The organism is Pseudomonas sp. FW305-E2 (assembly GCF_058782925.1).
Window position 1 is genome coordinate 47,803 of record NZ_JBYSYE010000027.1, and the last position, 26,941, is coordinate 74,743.

Sequence of the window (26,941 nt, forward strand, 5' to 3'; positions counted from 1 at the left end):
CTCCTGTGGCTTACACGTATTCGGGGCCCAAGGTGCCGGATGCCGCGCCGGGAACCAGAATGACCTTGCGGCAGTTGTCCTGTTTCTGGTCGAACATCCTGTAGCCCATGGTCGCTTCCTCCAGGGCGAGGCGGTGGGTGACGATGCGCTCGGGTTGCAGACGACCGGCCTCGATGTGCTCAAGCAGCTCTGGCAGGTATTTCTGCACATGTGTCTGGCCCATCTTGAACGTGAGGCCTTTGTCGAATGCGTCGCCGAACATGAAGGCGTGGATGAAGCCGGCATACACGCCGGGGACACTGACAATGCCTCCGCGGCGCACAGCTGAAATGCTCTGGCGCAAGGCCTTGCCACTGCTGCCTTCGATCTTCAATGCCGTCATGACTGTTTCGGCGGTGCTGCCCTTGGCCTCGAAGCCAACGGCATCGATGACCGCGTCGACACCGCGCATGCCTGGTGTCTGGCGGATGATGCTGTCGGCAGGGTCGTCATCCTGCTCGAAGTTGATCGCGGTGACACCGTAAGCGTCCTGGGCATAGGTCAGACGGTAGTCGTTGTCATCGACCATGAAGATGGTCTGGGCACCGAGCATTCGCGCGCAGGCGGCAGTCAGCAGACCCACCGGCCCCGCGCCATAAATGGCTAATGAAGAGCCCTGGCCGATCTCGGCGTTGAGGACTGCCTGCCAGGCGGTTGGCAGGATATCGGAGAGAAACAGCACCTTGTCATCAGCCAGCGCGGTTGGCACCTTGAACGGGCCAACATTGGCTTTCGGCACTCGAACGTAGTCAGCTTGTCCTCCGGGGATGCCTCCATACAGATGGCTATATCCGAAGAGTGCGGCTCCGGGCGGGATGCCTTTTTTGTTGATGAGTGACCCGCGACCGGTGTTGGTAGTTTCGCAGGCGGCGAACAGGTCGTGTTGGCAGAAAAAGCAACTGCCGCAGGCAATGACGAAAGGAACCACCACGCGGTCGCCGATCTGCAGGTTGGTAACGGCCCTGCCGGTATCCTCGACGACCCCCATGAACTCATGGCCAAAAATATCACCCGCCTCGGTCTGCGGGATCTTGCCCCGATAAAGGTGTAGATCCGAGCCGCAAATGGCGGTTGCGGTTACCCGAAGGATGATATCGTCCGGATCTTGAATGATGGGGTCCGGGACGGTATCGACCCTGACATCGTTTGCGCCGTGGTAGGTCAATGCTCTCATGGAATTTGCTCCTGCAGCCGTGTATTTCCGTGATGGGTATGCAGGGGAAGCCAAGAGAGAGGGAAAAGTTCAAGCGATCAGCCCGGTTGCATCGCGGCGTTTTTCTTCCAGCCCCGCAGGTTCATGGCGCACAGGAAAACCTGCAGGATGATCAGTGCCCAGGCCTGCGCCTGCCATCCCCAGATTGCCCACAGCACATTGCTGGCAATGAAGCAGCAGAAGCCCAGTTTGCGCCGGCCTGGGCGCCCTGAGCCGATGCACCAGGCAGCGAGCACGGTCAGGACCATGGCAGGCCATTCGAGAAAGTCGATCCAGTCATTCATCACGCGTACCCAACTGATTGCGTTTGGAAGTAGGACTGGCGAGCACATAACCTGGTTCAGAACGCTTGGCGGAGACTCGCGGCCGCCGGAATTATGGAGCGTCGCGCCCATCCGCCTTGCCCACTCCCGGGTGGGCGCGCGGGTGTGTATCAGGCTGCGCGCTGTCTTTAGTCGACCATCCTGGCTTATCGATTGGGCGTCGCTCAACGGGTCATTACCGACAGCCCGGCCAAAGCCAGCAGGACAATGATCACCCGCACATACCAACCTACACGCTCGTAGCGCCAAACTCGCTTTTGCATGGGTATGTTTTTCCGGATGGGATAACGTCTGGAAATCAGCTCGTCGTCCGCCATTTCACTTACCCTCAGGCGCGTTCGCCGCGAAGCCAGCGTTGGTGGTAATGGGCCAGGCGCGTCAGCCCGAATAGCGCGCCCTGCCGCATCACATCCGACCTCTCCCCAAAGAAACGTTGGGTACGTGTAAATACGGCTACAGGCTCGCCGGCGAAGGCCCAGGCAAAGCACATCGTCCCCGGGGGCACCCCGGATTCAGGGTTGGGCCCTGCAACACCTGTCGTTGCAATCACCACGTTCGCACTGCTGTCTCTCAACGCGCCCAAAGCCATCTCCCAGGCCACGGCTTCGCTGGTGAGACCGTATCGCTCGATTGTCTCGGCGCTGACCCCCAGCAAGCGTTTTTTCGCACAGGGCGAATACACGACATAGCCACTTTCCAGCACTTCTCCAGTGCCGGGCACCGCCGCCAACAAGGCGACCATGCAACCTGCGGTACATGATTCGGCAGTGGAAAGGATCAACCGGTTCTCTTTGAGGTAGCCGAGCGCAGCTAATACAGGTTCGGTCGCCATAAGGGTATCGACTCGCGTGTTCTTTTGCGGTGGACGCAATCCTGGGACATTTGGTTCAGCGCATGGCTTGTCCGCCTGTCCCTTCCCTGAAACCTGTCTGAACTTTGTTCAGTTCCCAGCCCTCCTTCATGGAGAGGGGCAGCAGCGCTGACGTGTTGGCGCACTGGGCCGAGCTCTCCTGATCACAGCGAAGAGTAGGAACATCATGACCAAAGAAGTCCTTTCAAAAAAGTCAGGTTCACAGAAATCCCACGGCGAGGAAGAACGGGACAACGATGCGCATCGCCCGGATGGATCCACGGGAACATCGCATGATTCCACCGCGCAAAAAGCGGCACGTGATCAGGATCGTCGCCAGCGGTGAATCTCTGAAGGCTGCCTGGTGCGGATTACCGTTACGTTTAAAGCCGTTGCACCGGTTTAAACGTTGAACGTTTATCGCGCTGTTTCCTTTGGTAGTCCGGGTAAACGTTATAGATCATAAGGGCTGAACTTCCGCCTTCACCCGTGCGTCCCCCGAATGAATGCCCAACCAATAAGGCATTCGCTGACCCATCAGGCTCGAGGGCATAACGATGGACAACACCAATCAAAGCTCGACCGCTCAACCTGGCAGCACCCAGGATCATATACAGGCCATCAGGAGCGCCTGAGCCCTTGTTAGATGGTCGACCGCGTGGGCCTGGTCTGGCTGGGCCTGAACCAGAACCGCCCGTTCAACCCTGGGCCTGCCCGCCAAGGACCTGGAGTTGGCGAAAAGCAGTCGGTATGCGATCAGCCTAAAGAGCCCGTCTCGACGCAGGCAGCGAGCGGGGCCTTGGCCCCGCCGGATCACAGCACCTTGTCGAGCGTGATCGGAAACTCCCTCACACGCTTGCCCGTGGCATGGTAGACCGCATTGGCCACGGCGGCTGCCACCCCAACGACGCCGATTTCGCCCACACCCTTGGACCCCAGCTCGTTGACGATATCGTCGTGCTCTTCAACGAAGATCACCTCGATATCCCCGCTGTCTGCGTTGACCGGGATGTGGTACTCCGCCAGGTTGTGGTTGACGATGCGGCCCAACCGATGATCGGTCAACGCGGCTTCGTGGAGGGCCATACCCACCCCCCACACCACGCCTCCCAAAATCTGACTGCGCGCGGTTTTCGGGTTGATTACCCGTCCGGCCGCCACGGCACTGACTACCCGTGCAACCTTGATTGTGCCAAGGTCCTCGTCGACGTGGACTTCCACGAATACTGCCGAATGGGTAGCGGTGGAGAACGGTTGGCGTCTGGCGCCGGGCTCGGCGTCGATTTGCACTTCGAACTCACCTTCAGGGGCGCTGGCGATGATGTCCGCCAAGGCCAGGCGATGGCTGCCCGCGTGCAGGTAGCCATCGGCGAAAATGATCTGCTCCCGGGCCGTGCTGGCCACTTGGGGGTACATCCTGCGCGCATGTTCCAGCACTTTGGTGCGCAGTACCTGGCAGGCCTGGCGCACGGCCGAACCGACCGACGACACCGTAAACGATCCGCCCTGAAGGGGGGCGGTGGGCAGTGAAGAGTCTCCCAGCACGAAGGTGACATCCTGCACCCTGGCGCCAGCCGCGTCGGCTGCGATCTGCGTCATGACGGTATAGGTGCCGGTCCCGATATCGGTGGTGGCACTGCAGACGGTGAGGTGGCCTTGGGCATCGAAGCGTGCTTTGGCGCTGGCCTTCATCTGCATGGCTTCCCAAACGCCGCCGGCCATCCCCCAGCCGACCAGTTGGTTGCCATGGCGCATGCTGCGCGGTTGCGGATTACGGTTTTGCCAGCCAAAACGTTCGGCACCTTGACGATAGCACGCCAGCAGTTCCTTGCTGGAGTAGGGTTTGCCCTCGTTGGCATTGTTGGCGGTGAAATTGCGCCGGCGCAGTTCAAGCGGGTCTATCTGCGCTGCACAGGCGAGTTCATCCATGGCGCACTCCAGGGCAATCATCCCCGACGCGGCACCAGGCGCACGCATGTCCAGCGGGGTGTACACGTCGAGCGAGGCCAGGCGATAGCTGAGGGCAACGTTGTCGCACTGGTAGAGCATGCCACTCCATTCCACCACGTGCTCGGTGAAGTCCTCGAAGCGGGAGGTTTGGCCAAGTGCATCGTGGGCGATCGCCAGCAACTGCCCGTTTACGTCCGCGCCCAAGCGCAGGCGTTGCTCGGTGCGCGGCCGGTAGCCAAAGGTGAACATTTGCTGGCGAGTCAGCGTGACGCGCACCGAGCGCTGCAGGTGCAATGCCGCCATCACTGCCAGCGGCAACTGGTACTGCGGACGCAAGCCCGAGCCGAAGGCACCGCCGACGAACGCCGCGCGCACGCGGATGCTTGCCTTGGGCAGGCCGAACACCTTGTGCAGGTAGTCCTGGCAGTTCTGCGTGCCTTGGGTCTTGTCGTGAATTTCCAGTGTGCCGTCGGCCTTGTAGAGCACGGTCGATGCATGCGGCTCCATGGGGTTGTGGTACTCGTTGGCAGTCAGGTAGGTGGCATCCACCTGCACCGGGGCCCTGGCAAACTGCGCGGCAAAGTCGCCACGCGGCGCCGGTGTTTCGGCGGGTGCCGCATGCGACTGCTGGCATGCGCCCAGGTCTGTCTGGTGGGGCTCCTCGGCGTACTCGATCCTGATCAGCGAACCTGCATACCGGGCCAGCTCGAGGGTCTGGGCGACCACCAGCGCCAGCGGTTGCCCGTTGTAGAGCACTCGATCATTGAACAAGGGCCGAAACGGCGCCCCCTTCGCGGAATCGGCGTCGCTGTAGTCGTCGTCATAACTGGAAATATGCGGACGTTGGTCATGGTCGAGCACGGCGACGACCCCGGGCACGCGCATCGCCTGCGCACTGTCGATGTTGAGTACCCGACCTCGGGCGATGGTACTGGACACAACGCTGCCATGGAGCAGGTCCACCTCGGGGTATTCGCCCGCGTAACGCGCGTGCCCGGTGACCTTCGCCACGCCGTCTACGCGGTCCAGGGACGTGCCGGATACCGGTGTGGGTTTGATCATGGTCGTGTCCCCCCGTTAGCGGCGCCGCGCGCCGCGTCATCCAATGCCCGCACAATGGCGCGCTGGGCGAGCGTGACCTTGAAACCGTTGTGGCTCAGAGGTTTTGCACCTTGCAGCAACGTTTTTGCGGCCCGGGTGAAAAGCGCTTCGCAAGGCGCCTGGCCGGCCAGCATGCGCTCCACAACCGGATCTCGCCACGGTTTGTGGGCAATGCCGCCCAGCGCCAGGCGAGCTTGCCGGATCACCTGGCCATCGAAGCTCAAGGCTGCGGCGACCGACACCAGCGCGAACGCGTAGGAGGCGCGGTCGCGAATTTTCAGATAACGGTAATGTTGTTCGAACACCGGAGGCGGCAGCTCGATGGCGACCACCAGTTCATCGACTGCCAGCTGATTGTCTCGCTCCGGGGTGTCCTCGGGGAGGCGATGAAACGCCGCAAAAGGTATTTGGCGCTCTGCGCGCGGCCCCTGCACATGCACCACGGCTTCGAGCGCTGCCAATGCCACGCACATATCCGAGGGGTGGGTCGCGACACAGGCATCACTGGCACCGAGAATCGCGTGGATACGGTTCAAGCCGGTACGCGCCGGGCATCCGCTGCCGGGCTCACGTTTGTTGCAGGGGGTGCCGGTGTCGTAGAAGTAGTAGCAACGAGTACGTTGCAGCAAGTTGCCACCGGTGCTGGCCATGTTCCTCAATTGCGGTGATGCCCCTGCCAGGATCGCGTCCGACAGCAATGGATAGTGCTGTTCGATCATCGGGTGCCAGGCCAGGTCGGCGTTGCTCACCAATGCGCCGATCAACAAGCCTCCGTTTGGCGTGGGTTGGATGCGGTTCAGCCCAAGCCCGGAAATGTCGATCAGGCGCTGGGGGCGAACCACGTTTTCTTTCATCAGGTCGACGAGGTTGGTGCCCCCGGCAATGAAGTGCGAGCTAGCGTCAGCCAGGCTCACGGCTTCGCTGATGGATGCGGGCTTGTGGTAGCTGAAAGGCGTCATGGATTCGGCCCTCGTGGTGGCTGGGCCAGATCCGTCATCATCGGGAGGGCTTCTTCCACCGCCGCGACGATGTTGCCGTATGCACCGCACCTGCAAAGGTTGCCGCTCATCTGTTCGCGAATGGCCTCGCGGGTGTAGGCGCGGCCTTCGCGGGCAAGCCCGACTGCGGAGCAGATCTGCCCCGGGGTGCAGTAACCGCACTGGAAAGCATCGTGGGTGATGAATGCACGCTGCATGGGGTGCAGAACGTCGCCGCTGGCCAGCCCTTCGATGGTCACCAGTTCGGCCCCGTTGCACATGATGGCCAAGGTCAGGCAGGCATTGATGCGCTTGCCATCGCGCAGCACCGTGCAGGCCCCGCACTGGCCATGGTCGCAACCCTTCTTGGTGCCGACCAGGTCCAACTGCTCGCGCAGAAGGTCGAGGAGTGTGGTCCAGGGATTCACCTGCAGTGTCAGTCGCTGACCATTCAGGGTCAGGCCGATGGGGTGTTCTTCAACCCCATTGGGAGAGATCGCGCTCATGGTAGGTCCTCACGGTCAGGGTTTGCGCAGTCGGCTGCGTCTCTGTTGTGCGACCGGGCCGGCTGAGTAAACGTTCAGCCGGCTCGCCGATGTGCCGATCATTTCTTGCCCGGCAGCACCGAGCCGAGCACCTGCTTGGCTGTCTGCACGATAATGCCCGCCTGGTCGGGATCACCCTTGAGCAAGGTACTGGCAAACTTCTTCGCTTGGCCCAGGTTGATGTGGGGTGGCAGGGGCGGCACGTTCGGGTCGGTCTTGAACTCGATCAGTACTGGCCGATCAGCAGCTAGCGCGCGCTCCCACCCGGCGGCAACGTCCTCTTCGCGATCGACATAGATACCTTGCAGGCCAATGGAAATGGCGAACAAATGATAGGGCACGTCAGGAATCGACTGCGAAGCGTCGAACTTGGGGTCGCCCTCCATGACCCGTTGCTCCCAGGTCACCTGGTTGAGGTCTTCATTATTGAACACTGCACAGATCCATTGCGGGTTCTCCCACTGTTGCCAGTACTTGGCCACGGTGATCAGTTCGGCCAGGTTGTTCATCTGCATCGCCCCATCGCCCACCAGGGCAAGCACGGCGCTCTGCGGGTGGGCGAACTTGGCCGCAATCGCATAGGGCACGGCTGCGCCCATGCAGGCCAGGCCACCGGACAGCGAGCACTGCATACCCTGGCGAATCTGCAGGTCGCGGGCAAACCAGTTGGCACAGGAGCCGGAATCGCTGGTGATGATGGCGCGGTCGGGCAGGCGAGGGGACAGCTCATGGACCACGCGTTGCGGATTGATCGGGTCAGCCTTGACCAGTGCGCGTTTGGTCACGGTCTTGTCCCACTGCGCGCGCCAGGTCTCGACCTTTTCGCGCCAGCGCCGTTCGGTCTTGTGCTCGAGCAAGGGCAACAGGGCACGCAGTGTCTCGCTGGCGTCGCCGACCAGGTTGACCTCCATCGGGTAGCGCAAGCTGAGCATGTCTGGTTGCAGGTCGATCTGCACACCACGCGCCTGGCCTTCCTTGGGCAAAAACTCGGAATAGGGGAAGCCGGAGCCGATCATCAGCAATGTGTCGCATTGGGTCATCAGCTGATAACTGGGTTCGGTACCGAGCAGGCCGATAGACCCGGTGACCCAAGGGAGATCGTCCGGCAGCACAGCCTTGCCCAGCAATGCTTTGGCCACCCCTGCGCCGAGCTTTTCGGCGATCGCAATTACCTGCTCTGTCGCCTGCAGCGCACCGGCACCCACCAGTATCGCCACCTTGTGCCCGGTGTTGAGTATATCGGCGGCGCGCTGCAGGTCTTCGTCGAACGGCAACACCCTGGGCTTGCTGTAGCCGATGCCCGAATGCACGGTACCGTGAGCCCTCGGTGGCTCGTTGTAGGGGAGGTCCTGCAGGTCGTTCGGCAGGATGACGGCAGTGACGCGGCGTTCGCCGATGGCCGTACGAACAGCGCGATCTAGCAGGTGGCGCACCTGCTCCGGTGTAGAGGCCTGCTGGACGAACGCGCCGGCTACATCTTTGAACATCGACAGCAGGTCCAGCTCCTGCTGGTAGTGCCCACCCAGTGCGGCACGGGCCTGTTGGCCGACGATGGCCAGCACCGGCTGATGGTCCATGCGTGCATCGTACAGGCCGGTAAGCAGGTGCGAGGCGCCTGGGCCAGAGGTGGCGATGCAAACGCCAAGCTCGCCGGTGAACTTGGCATGGGCGCTGGCCATGAAAGCGGCCATTTCCTCATGGCGGGCCTGGATGAACTCAATCTTGCCATTGGCCCGACCCAGCGCGCCAAACATCCCATTGATGCCATCGCCGGGGTAACCGAAGATGCGCCGCACTCCCCATTGATACAGACGCTCCACCAAAAAGTCGCCTACCGTGCCGGTCATTACCTGCTCCCGTTCAGTTGTTGATAGGCGTCTGGACTTGGCACGTGCGGCGAAAGTTTCAACGGTATGTGCACCGATCTGCCAGTTGGAACCCGACGACAGGCGACGGGTTCGAAAGTGAACCGATGACATGATCAGGGTGCGCACTATGACGCTCATGGATACAGCGGATGTCAGCCTGCAGGCCTTGTATTTCGAAGACGACGGCGCGACGCCCAATAGCCGTTTTCCCGTACTGTTCTACCGGCTGCCGCTTGTTCCCTCGGGGGCCAGTGCCTTCGAGGTCCTGTTTGCAGCGCACGAATGGACCCCGCTCTGGCGCGACGGGATCTTCGATTATCACCATTTTCACCCTAACGCCCATGAGGCACTGGGCATTGCTTGCGGGTGGGCCCGGTTGACGCTGGGCGGAGAGTGCGGGCAGAGCGTGAGCGTGAAACGTGGGGACGTGCTGGTACTGCCGGCAGGCACTGGTCATCGCCGCATCGAATGCAGCGATGACTTCCTGGTGGTTGGCGCCTATCCTCATGGGCAGGAGGACTATGACATTCAGCGGCCCGACAGTGCCGCGCACAATCGCGCGTTGGCGCGCATCGCCAAGGTTCCGCTCCCCGAGCAAGACCCGGTCAGCGGCATCAGGGGCGCGTTAATGACGCATTGGCGATGAGTGCGCGGCTCGCGGGCCTTGCGCTATGACGATTCTCTGCAGTCACCCGTGTTTCTGCAGGGCTTCAATCAGCTGTGCCTTGGTCATGGTCGAGCGCCCCTTGATGTCTTTGCTGCGTGCCTCTTTCATAAGGCTTTCCTTGCTTTGCGATTCCAGCGACGCGTGCGACGTCCGCGAATGCCCCTGGCGAGATTCAGCGGCGCGCTTGGCCGAATCCGAGCGTGCGGTCTTCTTCGCGTGCGACGGTGTCCTGCTTCCCGAGCCTGCGTGTTTTTCACCGCCTCCGGATTGCTTGTTGACGGTGGCCCAGGCGCGTGCTTCGGCTACATCCTTGCCCACGCCCTTGTCCTCGTAAGATTGCTCGATGTGCTCGGCCTTGCGTTTTTGCTTGTCCGTGTACTTGTCTTTGTCCCCGCGTGGCATGGTATTTACTCCTGCATGGGTTGCATGAACGGTTGAAAACCAGGGTAGAACTGACGCTCCGGGTGATGGACAGGTGATCCCTGGCGATCGGCCCTATCAGCTAAGTGCCGGAACCTGCGCGTGATCCACTTCCGTTTGAGCCACTGCCACCAACCCCCGCGTCTGTGCCGTTACTACCAGCGCCATGACTGCCGGTTCCCGAATCGCTGTCGGTACCGTCACCTCCGGTATTGTTCGTCCCATTGTCGTCAGTGCCGCCATCACCCGTACCCATTCCATCGGCGGGTGCTCCCGAGCCAGTCGCTCCGCCTTGGTCGTTCATTTGTCCACTGTCGTTCGATTGCATGCCAGGGGCGCGCTGATGGTTCAGGTCTGTGGCGGCCGAAGCAAGTGGTGAAGCGCAGCCCAGGCAGAGTGCAAGCAGTAACGTAAAAGGTTTTGCTGGTGTCATGGTGAAATGCCTTTTTGGATTGTTTACCCAATGTTCGGCACTGGCGTGCGTAGCGGGTGCCCGCTGAGCGACGGAAGGCGCTGCATCGGGTTGACCGTGAAGTGGCGCTTGATCGCGAGCAAATGCCGCTTTGCTCCAATGAAGCGCTGATAACGTGCGGGGCATCATTGAGCCGGGTGCTATCAGGTGTCCGAAATGAGTTTTCCACTACATGCGTTTTAGCTTGTCATGGACATGATTTGTAAATGTTTTCTACTTGCAGCCTACTCGCGCCCGATAAATTCTTTCTTCGTGACGCCGGGCCCCTCTGACGGTTATACCGCCATGTCGGAGTCATAGTTGTTGAACTACGACTATACAGGAGGGGCTCATGTCTGCCCTTAATGCGTATCTCAATCAAGACGTTCTTGGTACTGACCTCTGGCTTTGGCTTTCCTTTTTCGCTGTTGTGCTAACACTGTTGGCGCTTGACTTAGGTGTGCTCCATCGCGGCAATCGGGAAATTGGAGTCAAAGAGAGCTTGTTGCTGTCTGCGGGCTACATCAGTATGGGCCTTCTGTTCGCGGTCTGGGTGTATTTCCAGAAAGGCAGCGACGCCAGCATGGACTATGTGACAGGTTTCTTGATTGAAAAATCCCTGTCAATGGATAACGTTTTCGTTATTGCGCTGATCTTCAGTTTTCTGGCCATTCCTCGGGAGTTCCAGCACCGAGTATTGTTTTGGGGGATCATGGGGGTCATCGTCTTGAGGGCTATCATGATCGGCCTCGGGGCTGCGCTCATCGCCCAGTTTAGTTGGATACTTTACTGCTTCGGCGCGTTCCTGGTCTTCACCGGGGTAAAGATGCTATTCGCTCGCGTCGATCATGCGCCTGACTTGGAAAACATCCGTTTCGTCAGATACCTGCGCACACACCTACGCATTACCAAAGAATTGCACGGTCAACGCTTTGTGGTTCGCTTGCCTGACATATCAGGAAAAAGAACGCTATGGGTGACGCCACTATTCCTTGCACTTGTCCTGATTGAATGTGCAGATTTAGTGTTTGCTGTTGACAGCGTGCCTGCAATATTTGCAATCACACAGGACCCGTTCATCGTTTATACGTCGAACATCTTTGCTATTCTCGGCTTGCGAGCGCTCTATTTTGCATTGGCTGCGATGATCAGTCGCTTTGTTTACCTTAAGTACGCGCTGGCTCTGGTGCTTGTCTTTATCGGCGCTAAAATCTTCCTTCATGACGTGGTGGGTAAAGTACCCGCCGAAATATCGTTGAGCGTTACCATCGGCCTTCTGATTGGCGGCGTGTTGCTTTCGCTTTGGAAAACCCGAGCGTCCGCTAACGCTCATTGAATAATTACGTTCGCTGAACGGCTGGGCAAGGACACGCTCCGCAAGCATGGCATCGTGGCCTGCGCGTCCGATTACGAACGCCATGGGGACTCGTCCGAGAGGGTGATGTCAGTGGTCGAGGCAATCCAGTAACGACCGCCTCTTGGGCCTTCACACTCGGTCAGTTGTCCCCGCAGGTTCAGTTTGTACGCGCTGGCCTAGCGCTCAGGTGCAGCTTTCTGCGTTGTGGCGCTCACGATGACCCTGAACGAACAGAGCATTATGTGTTGTCCTATGGGACAGCGGCGCAGTCTGTGATAATGGGGAATGAAAAGGGCCCTATCATGTTGACCATCTCCAACAACGTGCATCTGTCGGATGCCGAAATCGAACTCACCTACATCCGCGCGCAAGGCGCGGGCGGGCAGAACGTCAACAAGGTGTCCAGCGCCGTGCACCTGCGCTTCGACATCCCGTCTTCATCGTTGCCCGAGTTTTACAAGGCGCGGCTGCTGGCGCTGCATGACAGTCGAATCACCGGCGCCGGCGTATTGATCATCAAGGGCCAGCAGTACCGCACACAGGAGCAGAACCGTGCGGACGCTTTGGCGCGTCTTGCCGAGTTGATCATCACCGCTGGCAAGACCGATAAGAAACGTCGCCCCACCAAGCCGACCCTGGGCTCCAAGACCCGCCGCCTCGAAGGAAAAGCCAGGCGCAGCGCTGTCAAGGCGGGTCGGGGGAGGGTGGAGTTCTAGGCTCTGTCAGTTGCGGTAGTCGTAATGTCGGCTGAGTGGACCATGCAGCGCTGGCGCGTGTCAGCGTAGATAACTTTCTACTCGCCAAGGTCAGGCTGGAGGGTTTCAAATTCAGGCATCTCTAAATGAGACATTGGCGGTGTGGCGCTTGCTCTGCAGCAGGCAAGTGGGGCAGGTGGCCCTGATTTTCATTTCGGTTTGAATTTAAACTGCGTTAGGATGCACTAAAGGTCACCTGTCCAACTTCGGAGTATCCCCATGTCGCGTCTGGCAGAATTTAGACAACTTGAGCAAAAATTGGCCGCCCAGTTGGCCGAACTGGAGGCCATGAAAGGCAGCCGTGAGCTTCAGAAAGAAATCGAGTTTGAGGCCAAACTCCGCGATCTGCTGGGCAAATATGGCTATAGCCTTCGTGACATCATCAACCTTCTGGATCCACAGGCCAGTCGCCGTGCCGCACCTGCTGCCGCAGAGAAAGCACCTCGTCGCGCTCGTCAGGTTAAGCAGTACAAGAACCCGCACAACGGCGAGATCATCGAGACCAAAGGTGGCAACCACAAACTGCTGAAGGAGTGGAAGGCTCAATATGGATCTGATGTGGTCGAGTCTTGGGTTTCCTAAGTTCGATCAAAGACGCAAAAAAAGAAACGACCTCAAAGGCCGTTTCTTTTGCCTGTGGATGAGCAGGCTGAATCCCCCATGGTTTCCTCGACACTTGCCGCGCTCAGGAAATGGCGTATCTGCTACTGACCTGCGGCCAAGGTTAGCGTCTGTATGAAAAGCCTTGAGACGGCTTTTCATGCAGTGCCTGGAAGGCTGCTCGCAGACGGCCTGTAGCGATGGATGTCACTCGGGCAACGCATACACCCTGAACAATTTTTTCACGATATCGTTGGTCCCTCCCAAGTATTTGTCGTAGTCCTTTTCAATGGAGCCCGAACGATAGGCTTCGCTCAAGGCCGTATCGACCAGCAGGCGGAAGTCTTCGTCATTGCGCTCCACCATCATCGCCACCGGCGAGTACTCGAATATGCGGTCCAGGAGCATCAGGTTTTTGGGAGCCCCTTCCTTGGCTATTTGGTTTTTCAGCAACATACGCTCGGCAAAGAACGCGTCCGCCTTGCCGTCGGCGACCAGCTTGATGCCCTCATCGTTGTTGGCCACTGTAACCAGTGAAGCGATTACACCAAGCAGGCGCATCCTTTCGCGAATCCAGTCTTCGGTTATACCGCCCTCAATGGTGGCGTATGTGTGGTTGGCCAGACCACTGTTGATGCTTGCTCGCCAGGTCGGTCCGCTATTGGCGACTTTGCCATTGAGTACATTAAGCAGCGATTCGGGGGCATCCTTGCGCACCACGACAGAGAGACCGGCGGTGTAGATCGGTATGGCGTAACTGATCGTCTTGCGCCGTTCCAGAGTGGGCGGAGTCGGCGTGCAGAGAATATCGACTTTCCCCTGGCTCACCGCACTGACCTGGTCGTAAACCGTAACCGGCTGGTAGCGCACTTGCAGGTCCGGCAGGCCAAGTTCGCGCTTGAGCTTGTCTGCAACTTTAAGGCATTGCTCGATGGCATAGCCGCTGGCTTTGTCGCCTTCCTGCGTGCTGAAGGGAGCCAGGTCTGGCAGGTAGCCCATGGTGAAGCTGTGGCTGCTGCGCACGCGTTCAAGTGTGGAGGCACTGGCCATCAAAGGCAGCGTCAAAAACGCCAGAGCGAGCAAAAAACGGGTGGTTTTGATGAATGGTACGTTCATGTCCGGTTTCCCCGTATGCAGATGTCTGTGCAGTCCTGGCTGCCGCGCCTAAGGATTGCCGGCCCCGGCCTGTTCGGCTGGCAGCGTGTCGGTGAAACGCTTGGCGAGGAAACCGTAGAGCAGGTAACCGAAGGCCAGTACCAGGGTGCCGCCCATCACCGCATCCTTGCCGCAGGCATACAGGGCATACAAGGAGTACGTCACCGCAACCAGCAGCACTATCAGGTTGCGCGCGTAGATCGTCGTTGAGACACCGGCCTTGTACATGATGACCAGCAGACCAGTCAGCGCGGTTAAATATGGGATGAGGTTAGTCACCGCCGCCAGGTTGACCAGCTTGCTGAACTGGGCGGCGGCATCCGGTGAAATGGTCGACAAGGCCATCAAGGTTTGCAGCACGCCACAGACGATCATGCCGACGACAGGGGCGTTCATGGCATTGACCTTGCTGAAGAACTTGAGGAACAGGTTCTGGTCGGCGGTCATCTTGGCAGTTTGTGCCAAGGTAAATTGCCACCCCAGCAGCGAGCCGACACACGCCATGACCGCCAGGGCCATGACGATATGGCCTACCAACGGATTGAACATCGTGGCGTAGACCAGCGCGAAGGGCGCCGTGGACTTGGCCAGATCGGCATTGGGAATGATGCCCTGGATGACGGTGGTCGACAGTATGTAGACACCGGCAGCCCCCAAGGTGCCGAACAGGCAGGCCAGTGGCACGTTGCGCTTGGGGTTTTCCACGGCATCGGTGGCTTGGGCCGCCGACTCCATGCCCAGGAACGCCCACAGGGTCAGAGGAATGGCTTTGGCGATGGACTCGGAAATCGGCAGATTGTTAGGGTTCCAGGCGGCGACCAGTACATCGGGCTTGAACCAGAACCAGCCGATGATGCAAAGGCCCGCTACCGGAATGATCACGCCCCAGACCGTGAAAGCACCGATCTTGCCGGTGATGCCGGGGCCGCCGAAGTTGGCGAAGGTGGTCAGCCAGATTAGCCCGATGGTGCCTATGCACAACGGGATGGCACCACTACCCAGCCAGGGCAAGAAAGCGGTCATGTAGCCCACCGCAGAGATGGCCACGGCTACGTTGGCGATGGCCAGAGACAGGAAGTACAGGTACGAGCAGAGGAAAAAACCCGACTTCGCGTGAGCCTCTTCGGTGTAGGCGGACAACCCGCCAGAGCGTGAGCAGAAGACGCCGCACTGGGCAAAACAATAAGCGATGGCCATCGAGCCGATTGCCGTGAAAAGCCACGACAACAGCGAGACGGCACCCAGTTGAGCCATGTTGGTAGGCAACATGATGATCCCCGAACCCATCATGTTGACTGTCACCAGCGTCGTGAGCCCGACCAGGCTCATTTTTTTGCTTGAATCAGCCATCGCAAACTCCTTGCCGCGTTCAATGTTTTGAACCTTGGTCCGGCAACGTGCAACGCGTGGCCGAATAGGGGGCTAATGTTCAATGCTTGACTACGTAAACTCTGCAGGGTGGGCGCACCTGGCAGTCTCGCTTGATCTTGACAGCAGGTTGGCAGGTTCAAAGCCCGGGAAAGGGCCATCGAACAGTGCTATCGCCAACAGGTAATCGACGATGGATTGCTTACGGCGGGTACGCCGTGACGGTGCGGCGTTGCGTCGTTATCAGCGTGAACTCGATTAACCGTTAACAATTGATAAAGATCAATGATCCTTGCCTATTTCACTTCGTCCAACAGGCAGCGCCTTTGATATGACCTTGGCGGGTTATGGATAATGACTGTCACATTAGTTAGCGGGTACGGTGATCACAGGGGCTTGCGGCGCCACGCCTGTTTCGGCAAGAGAGAACAGTACCAGTATGAACAAAAACTCCGATGTGTAGGTTAGCGGAAACAGACACGGGCCGCGCATCGATCTGACATAACATTCGATTTAACATAATATGCGTTATGCATAACTGCGTATTAGTCACCGGTACCGCTGGGTGGGCAGATTTAAAGCCAGGTACATGACAGCTCAGGCGCCTTTCCAGCTGTGACGGTACACGGAAGCCTCTTACCCTAATCTCGAAAGTAAATCGACCTAGGCCGATTTTTTGCCTCCTTCCAATCCATCTTGCTGCTCGGATCGCTCTCACAGCCGCAGACCCATTCAACGCTTCTGTCCCCCGATGCCATGGATACAAGGCGCTTCCTGGCGCGACGAGCCTCGTCATTAAGGTGTCGATTTACGTCTATGTGTTACTGCAGCCACGTAAACTGCGTTAAGCAACCGTGCCAGCGCCTTTGCTATTTCTGAAGACTTGCGAAGGCCGCGTATGCTTACTCATCGATGAAAACACAAGCATCGGCGCGAACTCCTTTTTCTGACCAGAGGTCGAACCTGTGAAATCAGAAGAAACTTTAAGCGCGATGGCCTCGAGTGACTGCGGTTGCGCTGTCAATCCTGTACGGTTCCGAACACGCAATATCGGAGAGATCTGTTTCAGGTGGCTCATCATTATCCAAGTGAAAATAAAGCATGAGATATTTGTAGAACCGGGTTTGTCCAATCGCATTTGGCTCTGATTTGCACAGACGCCACGACCTTTCAGTAGCCTAATGCCCAGATCAATCCCAATAGATGCTGTCGCCTAACCTTGGCAACCTCTCAACCTAGAGCGGTTTACTCACTCAATAAACGATAAAATCGGTCGAAATAATCGCCCTGTACAGCTCTGTCTCAGTCAGTACACCCGTTTAATTTGCCTGGCGCGCGGGTGCACGCCAGCCATTCTGTATCCTCAAAGCCCAACTCCAGGCTACCTGAGCGCTTCAGTTTGCCACGAAGCTGTCCGATATCAGCGTGCGCCCGCAGCCCGACAACCCAGAGAACCTGAGATAAAGCCAGTCGGTTGCATTGTCGAGCAATAAATACCAAACTACCCTTCTTTTATGTAAGCGCGCGACCCAACTCGACTAAATGAATATTTAGTTGAGTTATACGCATAGCCTGTCTGGAAAGTGCCCTTCACGCTTCCCTCAATATCCGATAACTCTCAGGCCGGGATATTGTGTATTCCTCAGCGCCGTTCTTTATTCAGGTTGTCCCATTTCATCGTGACCACCCTGTCTTCGAAAGTTCCGGTGCTTCCTGATGCTGAATTTCCAGCAGCTGACCGAAAAACAGCCGAGGGTGCGAGCCTACCTGGCCTCCTTCCCCGCCCCCTGAGCGCGGCCGAGGGTTACAGACGACTATGCAACTGGCCCCGCCCTCACCCGCCTTCAATGGGCGACTTTCGTCGAGATGGCAATGGTAACTGGTGGTTCCATGTCGCCGGTAAGGGCAACGGGGTTGTCTCCTCTGCCCTCACCCAATGAAACCCACCCGCTGTTGTCTACGCGGCACGGCCGCAGCTTGCTTTACGCCTGGCGGCGTTTACTAAGCACTTCCAGCCCATTGAACAGCGCCATGCCGGCCAGCATCGCTGCCACAAACAGCCAGCCTTGCCAAAACCCCCCGGCCAGCAGCACCAGGGCCGGCCCTGGGCACACCCCGGCTAGCCCCCAGCCAATGCCGAAGATCAGGCTGCCACCCACTAGCCGTCGGTCAATGTCGCGTCGGGCAGGCAACTGCATCGCGCCGCCGAGCAAGGACACAGCGTGCCGACGCGCCCACGCCATCGGCAGCAGTGCAACACCGATGGCGCCCGCCATGACGAGTGCCAGTGACGGGTCCCACTGCCCCGCGAGGTCGAGAAACCCCAGTACCTTGGTGGGGTTTGCCATGCCCGATAGCAACAACCCCATGCCGAACAGCAACCCCGCGATGAATGCGCTGATCCGGGTCATTTCATGCTCCTGGGTAAAGGTGGCGAACCACGAAGACGGTGGCAAAGCCGGCTGCCATGAAGCACAACGTGGCCACCGCCGAGCGAGGGGACAGGCGAGAAAGGCCACACACACCATGGCCACTGGTACAGCCACTGCCATAGCGGGTACCCACGCCCACCAGAAGCCCTGCGACCATGAGCAACCAGGGGGCCGTACTGAAATGTACCGTGGGCATCGCCGAGAACGCTCGCCACAAAAGTGGCGCCGCGATGATGCCCAGCAGAAACGACAGTTTCTCGCCACGCCCTTCTCCCGTGCGCTGCAATAGCGAGCCGAGCAAACCGCTGATACCGGCAATGCGCCCGTTCGCCACCACGAACAGCCCGGCGGCCAGGCCTATTAGTGCTCCGCCTGCCAGAGCCGACCACGGTGTGAAGGCAGCCATATCAACCACCATTTCAGTGCTCCCTATCCAACTGCAGAAATGAACCGGTTCCATCTTAACGCTGAGCCTGCACCGCTGGAATCCACCCCATCGCGACGGCCCTTCGGGCCCATGGCCAGCCACCGATAGCGTCAGAGGGATGCTGCTGGTAACAGCCTGTGCGACGGGTATATGCATTGGGTTCCAGGCCTCTTGAAAGCGCGTGGGGCTGACCCAGTACCAACCGATCAGGCTCAGACCGGCAACGGGTTCAATCACGCCCCATACACTGATGGCTCCCAGCCAGCCGATAATGTAGGAGCCGCCAAGATTGGCCAATGTGGTAAACAAGATCAGTATGACCGCCCCTGCCAGCCACCAAGCCCATTTTCTTTGCTGGATGACTTCTGCGCTTCTGCGCGTACATGCCTTGATGAAACCGGTCGGTCCCCTGTCACACCCTCATTCTCGTGCGCTGCGCCCCAGCCGCCGCGCCCCCGGCAATGCACTCATGCCGTGCAATACCACGCTGAGCAGAACGCAAGCGATGGTGCACGCGATGATCGTGCCAGCCTCTTGCAACGGCGCATCCAGTATCAGTATCGCGAACACGATGGACGCGAGCCCACGGGGGCCGAACCAGCCGATGAACAAGCGGCTCTCGGCGCTGAGTGTGCTCCCCGCCAGGCTGAGCCAGACAGGCAGCATTCGCACCAGCGACAGGCTCGAAAGTGCGTAGAACCAGACGGAGGGTGCCATGATCTGCGAAGCCTTGGGCGCCACATAGGCGCCAAACACCACCCAGGTCAGCAGCGACAGCGCTTCACCGCACGACTCGCCGGTGACGATCAACGGCTGGGTTTCCCGTTTGAACAGGTAACCTGTCAGCAGCCCTGCGCAGAACGCGGCGATGAAACCGCTGCCCCCCAGTGCCTGAGCGCTGGCGAAGCTCAGTAATGCCAGCGCGGGCATCACCAGTTGCTGCCAGGCCTCGATCTGCAGGCAATGGCGTTGCGACAGACGTAACAACCCGCCTACCAACAGCGCAAGCGCCGCCCCCGTGAGAACTCCGATACCCAACTCCTCCAGGAAGAAGTAGCCCGCCAAGGCAAAAGGCATCGTCGAGTGAGCCTCCGTCAACAATGCCAACAGCAAGAGTAGTACCGGCACGCAAATGCCGTCATTCAAGCCGCTTTCGACATTTAGGCTCTCGCGCACATCGGCCGGAACGTCGGGGTTGCTTACGACGGCCTTGCCGAGGGCGGCGTCGGTCGGGGCCAGTATGGTCGACAACAGCGCCATCTCCAGCCAGGGCATCCGTGGGAACATCAGCCAGGCGGCAAACCAGCCCGCAATCAGTGTCAGCGGCAGGCCCAGGGTCAGCAAGCGCAAGGGCAGGCTACGGGATTGCCGCAATTGGGCCAGGTTGGCTTTGGCGGCATCATTGAACAGGACGATTGAGAGGGTAAGCTCGGCCAGCAAGCGAAGATCGTTGCGGTCCAGCGAAAGGTTCAACAACCCGAGCCCAGAGGGGCCTGCCAGCAGAAACAACAGCGGCCCATTGACAGGTTTGGACTCAAGCGCACCGGCCAGGCTGGCGTACAGCACCAGCAAGGCGGCCAGAACAGCCAGGTTCTGATACATGGCCACGCCTCGGGATCAAAAGCGTATGTAGCAACGCTATCACTGCCCGCGCAACGCGACGATCTGAAAGGCGGCAGAAGTTATCTTAGGTCAACTATGCGGGTAATAAAGATCTCGCGTGCCGGCCATGGCCCATCAGTGTCATCAGCAGGATATGGGTGCCTGCGCCCGTCTGGTAGATGCAGTAATCCGCGATGCACTTAAACTCAGGTTCCTGGCCCGGACTCGGCTGGCTATCACTTGGCTTTTATCAAGCCCACCTCAAGGTGCCCGGGTAGGCTCCCGCCCAGTGATATCCAATAAAGGAGAAACACCATGAATCGCCCCGCTCCATCGAGGGTCCGCCTGTATGACGAAGACGATCTGGACAGCGTGCTGCGTTCGATGGCCCGCCAGGCCATGGCCTGTCTGCCTGCGTCCGAAGTGGCACTGGTAGGCATTCAGCGGCGTGGTGAGCCGCTGGCGCAGCGCTTGCAACTGCACCTGCAGGCACTCACCGGTGCTGCGCCCTTGCCGCTCTACCCGATCAAGGTCAAGCGTTATGCAGACGACCTGAGCCTCCTGCATGCTCATACTCAACTCACCGAAAACCCTGAACTCGCCAAGCTCGACCTTGCCGCAACCACCTTGCTGGTGGTCGATGACGTGCTCTACGAAGGGCACTCTCTGCTACGCACCTGCGCCTACCTCGCCGAACTGGGTGCGCGCCACATCATCAGCGCGGTGCTCGTCGACCGCCACGTCTGCCACCAACCGGTGCATGCCGATATCGTCGGCATTCATCTGCAGGTCGCGGCGCAGGATATCGTCGAATGCCATGTGCCCCCCTACGAAGGTCAATTCTGCGTGGAGGTGGTGCGCCATGGCCGAACAGGCGATACCGCCTGATTCAACTGCCAGGTGCAGGCCTGATCGTCAGGATGCTGCACGGCGCATGGCTGACAAGCCGCTCGGTGGTATCGCCGATCAGCTTGGCCCAACGCCTGGCCTGCACGGCGCCGACCACCACCACATCGGCTCCCAGCGCTGCGATATGAGACTTGATGACACGCAACGGCGCACCTTCGCTGAAGAATCGATGGTTGTGGGCGATGCCGTGGGCATCGGCCAACGCATCGAACGGCAACTGCAGCGATTCCCGCACCTCATCCGCCCAAGGGCCGGCGAGGTCAGGATTTGCCAGCATGGCGATTGGCAGGTCGTAAGCCGAAAGCAGGTTCAGCGGGCCCTGGCATTGTGTTGCCAGTTGCTGACCGGCCATCACCAGTGCGTCATTGAGCGGCGAGGCGTGGGATACATCCACCGCGACCAGCACGCTAGCTGGCATGGCTGGGGCATTCGCCGGTACGAACATCAACGGCACCTCGCTCCCATGCAACAGTACCTGGTCAAGTGAAGTCCGGGCCCGCTGATCGATCAGGGAACAGCCCGAGCAGTCCTTGATCACCAGGTCAGGCGCATAGCGGGCAATGCAGGCCGGCACCAGGTCTCGGGGATCGGAGGTTTCCACGGCCTCGAAACCTGGGCGTGCCCCCCTTGCCGGCTGTTCATCGAGCAGCGCCTTGAGCGCTGTGCTGAAGTGCACGAATGAAACGCAAGGCAGCGGGGGTGTCGGCAACTCGTGGCGCAGGCGCAGTTCGCCGGGTTCATGAATACCCAGCACGTGCAGGGCAGCACCAGACGCCGCAGCCAGGGCTATGGCCCGGTCCAGCGCGGCATTGGCTTGAGCCTTGGTCATGATCAGCAAAATCCGGCGATACGGGCTCATCGGGCACCTCCCGGTGCGGCTGCAGGATAGCCTACGCCGCCGCAGCTTCAGCAGCGCGGGGCGCTGTTCCAAAACGGGATATTCGAACGCATCCTGGTCGCCGACAGCATCAAGCCCTTTCGCCTGCCCGCCCCTTGCCAGGCCCGGCTGGACATCGTCGCCACCAGCGCCCTGGTCGCCGAGCGCCTCACGCCCATGGCGTAGTCATCCGCACGTTCCTACACCACCAGGATGTTGCAAGGTACCTGGTACAACACGTGTTCGGTGGTACTGCCGAACAGACGGTCCAGTCCCCGTGCGATGGGCCGCCCCAGGACCAGTACCTCCACCGGCTGTGATTCGACGTATGCGCTGAGCACCGCGACCGGGCGCCCCAGCACGAAATGGCAACGTTGCGGTGGTGCGCCGAAGCGTTCGGCCAGTTTCCTGAAATCATCCTCCAGCGCTTGGCGCATGGGCTCGGCAATGTCACCGATGGCCCAGGCGGCATACCCCATATCGCCCATGTAGGCCATCGACAGATCGCAGGCGTGCAGCAGGTCCAGTTGCGCCCCTGTCTGCAAGGCCAAAGCACCGGCCTGCTGGACGATGCTGTCATTTCGGGCTTGCCCCTCTGGCGAGGTGTCGGCCACGTCCACCGCCGCCACGATCTGGCGCGGCAACGCCGGCTGGCTGGCACCGAGCAAGTAGACCGGGACCGGGCAGTGGCGCAACAGTTGCCAGTCAAGCGGCGTGAAGAACGCGCGCTTGAGCACAGGCTCATGCTCGACCTGCTTGAGCAGCAGGTCCGGTTGCATCTCCAGCACGTGCTGCAGAATGTCACCCTGCAGGTCGTTACTCCAGGCCACCTCGGTCGTCACCTGCACGCCGGAGGCACGCAGTGCGTTTGCCTGGGCTTCCAGCTGTTCATGCTGAGCAAGCCGATAAGCCTCCCGCTCCGCTTGATGCTTACCGGACTCCAGCAGCCAGAGTTTGTCCAATGACTCGAGCAAGGCGACGATGTGCAGGCTGGCCGATGCCGATCTGGCCAGTGCAACAGCCTGCTCCAGGGCGACCGCCTGGTGCAGCATTGGACGCATGATCAGCAACAGCCGTTGATAGTGACTCATGATGGCCTCCAACGGTGGGCCGGCCTGATCACTCAGGTCGCTCGGGTTGCATCGAGACGGGGCTTTTCGGCCGGCAGTGATTGACCGCTGCTGCCAGCATCCGGTCAACGCCGCCCTTGGCGCTTGATTTTTATCAAGCGTGCAAATGCCTGCAGCGGTGTTCAATGTTGGTCAAGGTAACGGTACAAAGCCTCCTCCTGGTCGAAATGCAGTTTTGCCAAGGTATCCAGGCGTATGAGCTGGTGCTGGATTTCGTCGGCGCTCGGGTTGGCGGCGGCCTGGGCGAAATCCTCGTTCATGCGCGTCAGCAAATGGATCAGCCTGAACATTTCCCGGTGGGTATGGCTGAGCGGCGAGAGCGGATCCTCGCCTCCCATGTAGCGGCTCAACAGGGGGTACAGCTGCTGCTCGTCGTCCCGCTCATGGCGCTCCAGCGAGCCATGCAGGGCGGCGACCAGGCGCCCGAGGTCGGCCCGCGCCTGCTCCGTAGGGCGGCTGGCAAAGTCCCGCGCCATCTGGCTCAGGTCGGTCAACACCCCGTCCAGTTGTCGATGCTCGTCCTGCATGCGCTGCAGGCTCTCGGTCGGCAACCCGTTGTGGCCATCGCCCGCAACCGGGCCGAGGGCGCGAAGGGCGTTGAGGATGATCAACAGGTCGATGCCTTCCTGCAGTACCGCCCCCATCACCGCAGGCAGGTAGCCGGCCGCAGCGAACAGCATGGCCAGCAGCGAGAGGCTCATGCCCACCCATACGCCTTGCCGGGCGATGTGCACGGTGTGTCGGGCGATGTCGAGCGCTTCGATCAGACGATCCAGCCTGTCGACCAGCAAGACCACGCCGGCTGACTGTGCCGAAGCAGTCACGCCGGACGCGCCCATGGCAACCCCGACATCGGCGGCAGCCAGTGCTGGCGCATCATTGATGCCATCCCCGACCATCAGCGTGGGACCTCTTCGGCAACCTTCCTGCACCAGGCGGACCTTGTCCTGCGGTGAGAGGCCAGAGTGAAGCGCATCGATACCCGCTGTCAGCGCGATCATTTGCGCCGTCTGGGGGCGGTCGCCAGTCAGCATGACAATCTGGTCGATGCCGCGGGCTCGAAGCCGGCGCAGGGTCTGAGGGGTTTCCCGACGCACATCGTCGGCCAGCCGCAGCATCGCTTTCAATTCACCGTCTACGGCTACGAAACTGCCACTGCTGGCCAGATAGTCCAGCTGCTGCAAGCACACCTGTGCCCAAGGGCCCGCATCCCTGCCCTGCTGCACGTAAGCCAGCAGCCCCAAGCGCACGGCTTTGCCTTGTACCTGGCCGGCCAACCCTTGGCCTGGCGCCTCCTGCACCTGTTGCGGCGCCGCCAGGCTCAGGCCCCGCGCGAGGGCCGCATCGACAATAGCCCGAGCGATCGGGTGGGTGGATGCCTGGGCCAATGACGCGGCCCACTGCAAGATCTGCAGCGGCGCGCCCTCCCCGTTAAGCTCGATCGATTGCAGCCGAGCATGGCCGCTGGTCAAGGTACCGGTCTTGTCGAGAAAAACCTGGCGGATCCCGGCGAGCGCCTCCAGTACCGCGCCATCGCGCACCAGAATGCTACGCCGCGCCGCTCGCGAGATGCCCGACAGCACGGCAATCGGCACCGCCAATATCAGGGGGCAAGGTGTGGCGACCACCAGCACCGCCAGCACGCGTTGCGGGTCGCCACTGGCCCACCAGGCGAGCGCGGCGATCAGCAACGTCAGCGGGATGAACGCCAGCGCGTAGCGGTCAGCCAGGCGCACGAAGGGCGCCCGTGACTGGCGTGCCGCCTCGGCCAGCCGCACGATGCCGGCATAGGTGCTTTGTGCCGCAGTCTGCGTGGCCACCAGCACCATCGGCGCGCCGGCGTTGCACACCCCGCTGGCCACCGGCTCGCCGCAATGACGAGTGACGGGTAACGACTCCCCGGTCAGCGCCGCCTCGTCCAGGGTGGCCTGGGGACTCTGCAGGCGCCCGTCCACGGGTACGATTTCACCCAGGCGCACCAGCACGGCCTGCCCTGGCCTGACCTGATCCACCGCAACTTCGCGCAGCCCGTCTTGCTCCTGGATCCAGGCACGTTGCGGCGCTCGGTCGATCAGCGCCCGCAATTCGCGCTCGGCATGACGCACGCTGAACGCTTCAAGTGCTCGGCCGGTGGCCAGCATCAGCGCGACCACCGCAGCCACCAGCATGTTCTCCAGGGCCAGGGCGGCGGTGATCGACAGCAAGGCAATCAGGTCGATACCCGCCTCTCCCCGGGCTAGGCGCCTGAACATTTCCACCGCCAGGACCCCGGCCATGACCAAGCCACCAGTTGCCCAGACCAGCCCGGCCCAAGCAGGCCGCTGCGCCGCATAGGCCACGCCGCCAGTCAGCAGGGCCAGGGTGCAGACCACCAGCAGTGCGGGGTCGAGCCATCGACGTGGCATGGCGGGCTACTTGCGTCTGGCCTGCTGGCGCAGTTGCCGCACCTCGTCCTGAGCCTGGGTTGCCCGCCTTAGGGCCTCGTTGGCGGTCTGCTCGACCAGATCGATGCGGTAACACACTTGATCGGCGCGCAACCTTGCGGTGGCGGCGTTGTTCTCCGCTGATTCCAGGCGCGCATCGTATTCCTCGGCGCGCCACGTCGTGCAGCCGGACACGGTAACCAGCAACAGGCTTGCCCATCCGCAAAGCACATAACGTCGCATGTCGGTACCCTCGTGCATGGCCAGGACACGCTAAGTATCGATGGCGGCGTGCGCCGCACGCCTGACATTTGTCAACCGCGAGCGGCCTGTTCACCCGGTTTGACCTTTATCAATCGCGCTGGTGGGCACAAGGGTAGAAACAAAGACTCAGGGCACCGCCCCCCTACCCTATCTGCTACCGGAGCCGATCATGAACGACCTTGACCTACGAGACCTTGTGCTCGAAGAGCTGGAATTCAAACCCGATATCAATGCAGCCAGCATCGGTGTGACGGTGCAGAACGGCGTGGTGACCCTCTCCGGGCACGTCAACAGCTACGCCCAGAAAGTCAGTGCCGAGCGCACGGTCAAGGCCATGAAAGGCGTGCGCGGCCTGGCTGAGGAGATAGAGGTACGCCTGAACAAGCTCGAAGGTACCGCTGACGACACGATTGCCAGCCGTGCCCTGAACATCATCGCCTGGAGCTCTGACGCCAACGTGGAGGGCATCCAGGTCACCGTGCAAAAAGGGACGGTGACCCTGGAAGGCCAGCTCGATTGGCAATACCAGAAGGAAGTGATCGAACAGGCAATCTGGCGCTTGTCGGGTGTGGTTGGCGTACACAACCGCATCACCCTCAAAGCCCGGGCCGACGTGGTCGATATCAAGCGCCACATCGAGGACGCACTCAAGCGCAGCGCCGAAATCGAGGCCGAAGGCATCCGCGTCACGGTCGACGGTGGTGTGGTCAAGCTGGAAGGCAAGGTACACTTGCTGCGCGAGCGAGAAGTGGTCGAGCGTGCGGCCTGGTCGGTGCCGGGCGTCAGTAAGGTCGAAGATTATCTGTTGATCGCCTAGCGCCGCCGCGCCGAGGACCGATGGCCATGAACAAGGATAAGCCCTGGACGCTCTACCTCCTGGCAGTTGGCCTGGCAGTGCTCGCTGCCGTGCAGTTCGGCCTGTTCAGACAGCCGGCCGTGCAAGCCATTCCTTACAGCCAGTTCCTGCAATTACTCGATCAGCAGAAGGTCAGCGACCTGCATATCGAGCACGAGCGGATCCTCGGCAGGCTGCAGGAGCCGATCGATGGCCACTCGGTATTCTCCACCGTTCGCGTCGACCCGGCTCTGAGCGAGCAGCTGGGACGCTCTGGAGTCGCGTTCTCTGGCGTCGTCGAGGACAACACGGTAGCGACCGTGATGGGCGCGTTGATGCCGCTGTTGATGATGCTGGTGCTGTGGTACTTCCTGTTTCATGGCCTGGGGCAGAAACAGGGGTT

General features: G+C 60.4%; 25 protein-coding genes. 8 read left to right on the forward strand and 17 right to left on the reverse strand.

The genetic code is table 11. The features are described from left to right. Window positions 1-10 precede the first annotated feature (10 nt). The 3 genes from AC3WLP_RS18815 to AC3WLP_RS18825 form a co-directional block, all read right to left on the reverse strand. Window positions 11-1,213, reverse strand: coding sequence for a zinc-dependent alcohol dehydrogenase (locus tag AC3WLP_RS18815; RefSeq protein ID WP_012052258.1), 1,203 nt, complete (start codon window positions 1,211-1,213; stop codon window positions 11-13). Window positions 1,214-1,290: 77 nt separating this feature from the next. Beyond that, on the reverse strand, window positions 1,291-1,536 hold the full coding sequence (locus tag AC3WLP_RS18820; RefSeq protein WP_041168594.1) for a hypothetical protein: 246 nt from the start codon (window positions 1,534-1,536) through the stop codon (window positions 1,291-1,293). A gap of 367 nt (window positions 1,537-1,903) precedes the next feature. Beyond that, window positions 1,904-2,407, reverse strand: a complete 504-nt coding sequence (locus AC3WLP_RS18825) for a CinA family protein (protein ID WP_012052260.1) — start codon at window positions 2,405-2,407, stop codon at window positions 1,904-1,906. A 205-nt stretch (window positions 2,408-2,612) separates the two neighbouring features. Between AC3WLP_RS18825 and AC3WLP_RS18830 the strand changes: the two genes are divergently transcribed. Further along, window positions 2,613-2,771: a hypothetical protein gene (locus AC3WLP_RS18830; protein ID WP_012052261.1), complete on the forward strand. Its 159-nt coding sequence runs from the start codon at window positions 2,613-2,615 to the stop codon at window positions 2,769-2,771. A 467-nt stretch (window positions 2,772-3,238) separates the two neighbouring features. Here AC3WLP_RS18830 and AC3WLP_RS18835 read toward each other — a convergent pair whose 3' ends face one another. The 4 genes from AC3WLP_RS18835 to AC3WLP_RS18850 form a co-directional block, all read right to left on the reverse strand. Continuing rightward, window positions 3,239-5,437, reverse strand: coding sequence for a xanthine dehydrogenase family protein molybdopterin-binding subunit (locus AC3WLP_RS18835; RefSeq protein WP_088513154.1), 2,199 nt, complete (start codon window positions 5,435-5,437; stop codon window positions 3,239-3,241). Next, a complete protein-coding gene (locus AC3WLP_RS18840; protein ID WP_088513155.1) occupies window positions 5,434-6,435 on the reverse strand; it encodes an FAD binding domain-containing protein in 1,002 nt (333 codons plus the stop codon). The genes AC3WLP_RS18835 and AC3WLP_RS18840 overlap by 4 nt, the downstream gene beginning before the upstream one ends. Next, window positions 6,432-6,959: a (2Fe-2S)-binding protein gene (locus AC3WLP_RS18845; RefSeq protein ID WP_088513156.1), complete on the reverse strand. Its 528-nt coding sequence runs from the start codon at window positions 6,957-6,959 to the stop codon at window positions 6,432-6,434. The genes AC3WLP_RS18840 and AC3WLP_RS18845 overlap by 4 nt, the downstream gene beginning before the upstream one ends. A gap of 98 nt (window positions 6,960-7,057) precedes the next feature. Further along, entirely contained in the window at window positions 7,058-8,845 is a 1,788-nt protein-coding gene (locus AC3WLP_RS18850) for a thiamine pyrophosphate-requiring protein (RefSeq protein ID WP_012052265.1), read from the reverse strand. Window positions 8,846-8,993: 148 nt separating this feature from the next. On the opposite strand from AC3WLP_RS18850, the gene AC3WLP_RS18855 reads away from it, so the two are divergent. After that, window positions 8,994-9,512 carry a cupin gene (locus AC3WLP_RS18855; protein ID WP_178085907.1) on the forward strand — a complete coding sequence of 173 codons (519 nt, stop codon included), beginning with the start codon at window positions 8,994-8,996 and terminating at the stop codon, window positions 9,510-9,512. 42 nt (window positions 9,513-9,554) lie between these two features. On the opposite strand, the gene AC3WLP_RS18860 is transcribed toward AC3WLP_RS18855, so the two are convergent. Further along, window positions 9,555-9,935 (reverse strand): hypothetical protein, encoded by a 381-nt coding sequence (locus tag AC3WLP_RS18860; protein ID WP_012052267.1) that lies wholly within the window; start codon window positions 9,933-9,935, stop codon window positions 9,555-9,557. 821 nt (window positions 9,936-10,756) lie between these two features. Here AC3WLP_RS18860 and AC3WLP_RS18865 point away from each other — a divergent pair. The 3 genes from AC3WLP_RS18865 to AC3WLP_RS18875 all read left to right on the forward strand — a co-directional run bounded on the left by AC3WLP_RS18865 (window position 10,757) and on the right by AC3WLP_RS18875 (window position 13,098). After that, window positions 10,757-11,740, forward strand: a complete 984-nt coding sequence (locus AC3WLP_RS18865) for a TerC family protein (protein ID WP_088513158.1) — start codon at window positions 10,757-10,759, stop codon at window positions 11,738-11,740. 323 nt (window positions 11,741-12,063) lie between these two features. Continuing rightward, complete coding sequence (arfB, locus tag AC3WLP_RS18870; RefSeq protein ID WP_012052270.1) at window positions 12,064-12,477, forward strand: alternative ribosome rescue aminoacyl-tRNA hydrolase ArfB; 414 nt, start codon at window positions 12,064-12,066, stop codon at window positions 12,475-12,477. A gap of 258 nt (window positions 12,478-12,735) precedes the next feature. Then, window positions 12,736-13,098, forward strand: coding sequence for a histone-like nucleoid-structuring protein, MvaT/MvaU family (locus AC3WLP_RS18875; protein ID WP_088513159.1), 363 nt, complete (start codon window positions 12,736-12,738; stop codon window positions 13,096-13,098). Window positions 13,099-13,323: 225 nt separating this feature from the next. On the opposite strand, the gene AC3WLP_RS18880 is transcribed toward AC3WLP_RS18875, so the two are convergent. The 5 genes from AC3WLP_RS18880 to AC3WLP_RS18900 form a co-directional block, all read right to left on the reverse strand. Beyond that, window positions 13,324-14,232 carry an amino acid ABC transporter substrate-binding protein gene (locus AC3WLP_RS18880; RefSeq protein WP_088513160.1) on the reverse strand — a complete coding sequence of 303 codons (909 nt, stop codon included), beginning with the start codon at window positions 14,230-14,232 and terminating at the stop codon, window positions 13,324-13,326. 48 nt (window positions 14,233-14,280) lie between these two features. Beyond that, window positions 14,281-15,621 carry a putrescine-ornithine antiporter gene (gene potE, locus AC3WLP_RS18885; RefSeq protein WP_088513161.1) on the reverse strand — a complete coding sequence of 447 codons (1,341 nt, stop codon included), beginning with the start codon at window positions 15,619-15,621 and terminating at the stop codon, window positions 14,281-14,283. Between the two features lie 2,000 nt (window positions 15,622-17,621). Further along, entirely contained in the window at window positions 17,622-18,050 is a 429-nt protein-coding gene (locus AC3WLP_RS18890; protein ID WP_012052273.1) for a DUF6691 family protein, read from the reverse strand. A 1-nt stretch (window position 18,051) separates the two neighbouring features. Further along, window positions 18,052-18,489, reverse strand: a complete 438-nt coding sequence (locus AC3WLP_RS18895) for a YeeE/YedE family protein (RefSeq protein WP_017148341.1) — start codon at window positions 18,487-18,489, stop codon at window positions 18,052-18,054. Between the two features lie 429 nt (window positions 18,490-18,918). Continuing rightward, window positions 18,919-20,100 (reverse strand): cation:proton antiporter domain-containing protein, encoded by a 1,182-nt coding sequence (locus tag AC3WLP_RS18900; protein ID WP_012052275.1) that lies wholly within the window; start codon window positions 20,098-20,100, stop codon window positions 18,919-18,921. 315 nt (window positions 20,101-20,415) lie between these two features. Between AC3WLP_RS18900 and AC3WLP_RS18905 the strand changes: the two genes are divergently transcribed. Further along, window positions 20,416-20,988: a bifunctional pyr operon transcriptional regulator/uracil phosphoribosyltransferase PyrR gene (locus AC3WLP_RS18905; RefSeq protein ID WP_012052276.1), complete on the forward strand. Its 573-nt coding sequence runs from the start codon at window positions 20,416-20,418 to the stop codon at window positions 20,986-20,988. Window position 20,989: 1 nt separating this feature from the next. On the opposite strand, the gene AC3WLP_RS18910 is transcribed toward AC3WLP_RS18905, so the two are convergent. The 4 genes from AC3WLP_RS18910 to AC3WLP_RS18925 form a co-directional block, all read right to left on the reverse strand. After that, a complete protein-coding gene (locus AC3WLP_RS18910; RefSeq protein ID WP_088513162.1) occupies window positions 20,990-21,868 on the reverse strand; it encodes a universal stress protein in 879 nt (292 codons plus the stop codon). Between the two features lie 218 nt (window positions 21,869-22,086). After that, window positions 22,087-22,977, reverse strand: a complete 891-nt coding sequence (locus AC3WLP_RS18915) for a universal stress protein (RefSeq protein WP_088513163.1) — start codon at window positions 22,975-22,977, stop codon at window positions 22,087-22,089. 161 nt (window positions 22,978-23,138) lie between these two features. Continuing rightward, window positions 23,139-25,421, reverse strand: a complete 2,283-nt coding sequence (locus tag AC3WLP_RS18920) for a heavy metal translocating P-type ATPase (protein ID WP_088513164.1) — start codon at window positions 25,419-25,421, stop codon at window positions 23,139-23,141. A gap of 6 nt (window positions 25,422-25,427) precedes the next feature. Further along, window positions 25,428-25,682 (reverse strand): outer membrane lipoprotein OprI, encoded by a 255-nt coding sequence (locus AC3WLP_RS18925; protein WP_088513165.1) that lies wholly within the window; start codon window positions 25,680-25,682, stop codon window positions 25,428-25,430. 190 nt (window positions 25,683-25,872) lie between these two features. Here AC3WLP_RS18925 and AC3WLP_RS18930 point away from each other — a divergent pair, with 190 nt between their 5' ends. Together AC3WLP_RS18930 and AC3WLP_RS18935 are read left to right on the forward strand one after the other, a co-directional pair. After that, window positions 25,873-26,520: a BON domain-containing protein gene (locus AC3WLP_RS18930; RefSeq protein ID WP_088513166.1), complete on the forward strand. Its 648-nt coding sequence runs from the start codon at window positions 25,873-25,875 to the stop codon at window positions 26,518-26,520. A gap of 20 nt (window positions 26,521-26,540) precedes the next feature. Next, window positions 26,541-26,941 (forward strand): ATP-dependent metallopeptidase FtsH/Yme1/Tma family protein (locus AC3WLP_RS18935; RefSeq protein ID WP_178085908.1); only part of this gene is annotated, 401 nt, incomplete at its 3' end.